The organism is Streptomyces fuscigenes, assembly GCF_021556455.1.
In the GTDB taxonomy this organism is placed as follows: domain Bacteria; phylum Actinomycetota; class Actinomycetes; order Streptomycetales; family Streptomycetaceae; genus Streptomyces; species Streptomyces fuscigenes.
This window is the reverse complement of sequence record NZ_JAKGCV010000607.1, coordinates 1-2,627: the sequence shown is the minus strand read 5'-3', so window position 1 is coordinate 2,627 and position 2,627 is coordinate 1. Positions and strand designations below refer to the sequence as shown.

Annotated in this window: 3 protein-coding genes; 1 reads left to right on the top strand and 2 read right to left on the bottom strand. The window is 75.1% G+C overall.

Annotated features, from left to right (window positions below; translation table 11 throughout):
* Window positions 1-42: 42 nt before the first annotated feature.
* Together L1885_RS26885 and L1885_RS26880 are read right to left on the bottom strand one after the other, a co-directional pair.
* Complete coding sequence (locus L1885_RS26885) at window positions 43-717, bottom strand: HAD-IA family hydrolase (protein ID WP_235799760.1); 675 nt, start codon at window positions 715-717, stop codon at window positions 43-45.
* Between the two features lie 240 nt (window positions 718-957).
* A complete protein-coding gene (locus L1885_RS26880; protein ID WP_235799759.1) occupies window positions 958-1,344 on the bottom strand; it encodes a BlaI/MecI/CopY family transcriptional regulator in 387 nt (128 codons plus the stop codon).
* Between the two features lie 571 nt (window positions 1,345-1,915).
* Between L1885_RS26880 and L1885_RS26875 the strand changes: the two genes are divergently transcribed.
* Window positions 1,916-2,563, top strand: coding sequence for a phosphatase PAP2 family protein (locus tag L1885_RS26875; RefSeq protein WP_235799758.1), 648 nt, complete (start codon window positions 1,916-1,918; stop codon window positions 2,561-2,563).
* Window positions 2,564-2,627: the final 64 nt, after the last annotated feature.

Here is a 2,627-nt window from a genome sequence, read left to right as displayed (position 1 = left end):
GGCCCGGCCGCGGTCGCCGCGACGCGGTGCGCGGCGCCGGGGTCAGCCCGCGATGCGCAGGGTGACGGACCCGGTGGCGGCGTCCCGTTCGACCGTGACCTGCGTGAGGTCGCGGACGTGGGCCGTCGGAGACAGCGCCGCGGCCCGGGGGCCCACGCCGACCACCCGCATGCCGGCCGCGCGGGCCGCCGCGATGCCCGCCTCGGAGTCCTCGAAGGCCACGCAGTCCGCCGGGGCGTGGCCCAGCTCGGCCGCACCCTTCAAGAACCCCTCCGGGTCGGGCTTGCTCGCGCTGACGTCCTCCGCCGTGACCCGCGCGGGCGGCAGCGGCAGGTCCGCCGCGCCCATCCGCGCGGTCGCGAGCGCGACGTCGGCCGAGGTGACGAGCGCGTGCGGAAGCCCGGAGAGGGACGCGAGGAAGGCGGGCGCCCCCGGCACGGGGACGACGCCCTCGGTGTCGGCGGTCTCCTGGGCGAGCATCCGCTCGTTCTCCGCGTAGTTCTCGGCCATCGGGCGGTCGGGCAGCAGGGCGGCCATCGTGGCGTACCCCTGCCTGCCGTGCACGACGCCCATGATCGTGTCGCCGTCCAGGCCGTGCCGGGTCGCCCACTCGCGCCAGACGCGTTCCACCACGGCATCCGAGTTGACGAGGGTGCCGTCCATGTCGAGCAGCAGGGCCCGGCAGGTCAGTACGGTCTCGGGGGCGGTGGCCTGCATGCGCGGAACTCCAACGGTGGGGACGGCCGCGGACCGGCGGGCCCGGAGGCGGAAGGCAAGCGGCTCCGCCCGCCGGTCAGGGAAATCGCGGGCGGAACCACTTTGTTTCATCACTGTACAAACGAGAGGGTACGCGGCGCCACTCCCCGGAGGTGAACACGGGGGAACGGGCGCCCGCCCGTCCCGCCCGCGCGCGGGACTGCCCGGGGGGCGGCGCGGCCGGGTGCGGCGGCCGCCGGGTCACTGCCCGGCGGCCGGCCCGTCCAGCAAATTCCGGAGCAACTGCTCGTCCTCGTCGGAGAGTTCGCTCACGAAGTGGGCGAGCACCGCCTGCCGGTCCGTGTCGGCGTCCAGCGCCTTGCGCATGCGTCGCGCCGTCAGTCCGTGCAGGTCGGCGACCGGTGCGTAGGCGAAGGCGCGACCCTGTTTCTCCCGGGTGAGCAGGCCCTTGTCGACCATCCGCGAGAGGACGGTCACCACCGTGGTGTAGGCCGGGCCGCCCGACAGCCGGCCGGTCACGTCCCACGGCGTCATCGGTTCCCGGCCGGCCAGCAGGACGTCGAGGATCTCCGCCTCCCGCTCCCCGCGCGCGCGTCTGGCCCGCGGGTCCTGTTCGTCCGATCCCATGCCCTGCCGCCCTCTCCAGCGTTCTACCGGCCCGTAGAAATTCTACGGCACCATAGAAACCCCTCCGCCGACTCGGCGGCCTGCCGTTCCCCGCGTCGCCGCTGCGGCGTGGTCGTGCCGCCGCGTGGCCTGCCGACCCGCACGTCCCCTGCCGCCCTGCGGGTCCCGGGCGTGACAGGCGGCCGCGGTCGGGGACGGTACCGTACGGGTCCGACTCCCGCCGCGTCACTCGCAGTTCGCCCGGAGTTCACGATTTGGTTCCCCGGCGTTCATCGTCTACTGTCTCGTAGACATACTACGCACCTGTAGAAGCGAAGGACCGCCGCGGGGAACGCGCCGATGCGTACCGGCCGACGCGCCGGGACCGCCGGCGGGGGAGCGGGCGTCTTTGATCCGTTCCCGTGCGCACGGCGCCGATGGCCGCGCGCCGTCCCGGCCCTCGCGGAGGTTCCTTCAGCGGCCGCGCCGCCCGGTCGCCGTCGCCCGTTCGCCCGTCGCCCGTTCGCCCGTCGCCCGTTCGCCCGTCGCCCGTTCGTCCGTCGTCCGTCGTCCGTCGAGGAGATCCCCACTGATGACCCACGCCCACCCGGTCCGGCTCGCCTTCGACGGCTCCGTCGTCGACGGCGGCCTCTACACGCACGTCACCGGCTTCGCGCGGGAGACCCCCTGGCTCAACACCCCGCTGCACCTGTGGACCAACGCGGGCCTGGGGGTGTTCTTCGTGCTCATGCTGATCGGCTGGTGGGGTGCGCGCCGCCGGGACAGCCGGGCGATGACGCTGGCGCTCGCCTCACCGATCGCCGTGGGCATCGCCTTCGTCGTCGCCGAGGTGGCCAAGAAGCTGATCACGGAGGTGCGGCCGTGCTACTCGGTGCCTCACGCGTACCTCGTCGACCCCTGCCCGGTGCGCACCGACTACGCCTTCCCCAGCGGGCACTCCACCGTGGCCTTCGCCACGGTGGGGGCCCTGTGGGTGCTGGACCGGCGGCTCTCGGTGATCGCCGCGCTCTTCGCGCTCTTCGAGGGCTTCACCCGCGTCTACCTCGGCGACCACTACCCGCACGACGTGATCGGCGCCGCCGTCCTCGCGCTCCCCGTCGCCTGGCTGGCGGCCCGGAGCCTGGCGCGCCTCGCGGACCCGCTGGTGGGGCGCCTGCGCACCGGCGCGTTGCAGCCCCTGCTCGCGGCCGCGCCCGCCGGCGCCCACGCCACCCGCTGACCGGGGCGTCCGCGCCACGCGCCGGCCCGCGCGGCCCCGGCCAGGGCCGCCGGGACGCCCGGCC

Coding starts and splice junctions, on each gene's coding strand:
- L1885_RS26885 (WP_235799760.1), bottom strand. CDS start 717: ATGCAGGCCACCGCCCCCGAGACCGTACTGACCTGCCGGGCCCTGCTG.
- L1885_RS26880 (WP_235799759.1), bottom strand. CDS start 1,344: ATGGGATCGGACGAACAGGACCCGCGGGCCAGACGCGCGCGCGGGGAG.
- L1885_RS26875 (WP_235799758.1), top strand. CDS start 1,916: ATGACCCACGCCCACCCGGTCCGGCTCGCCTTCGACGGCTCCGTCGTC.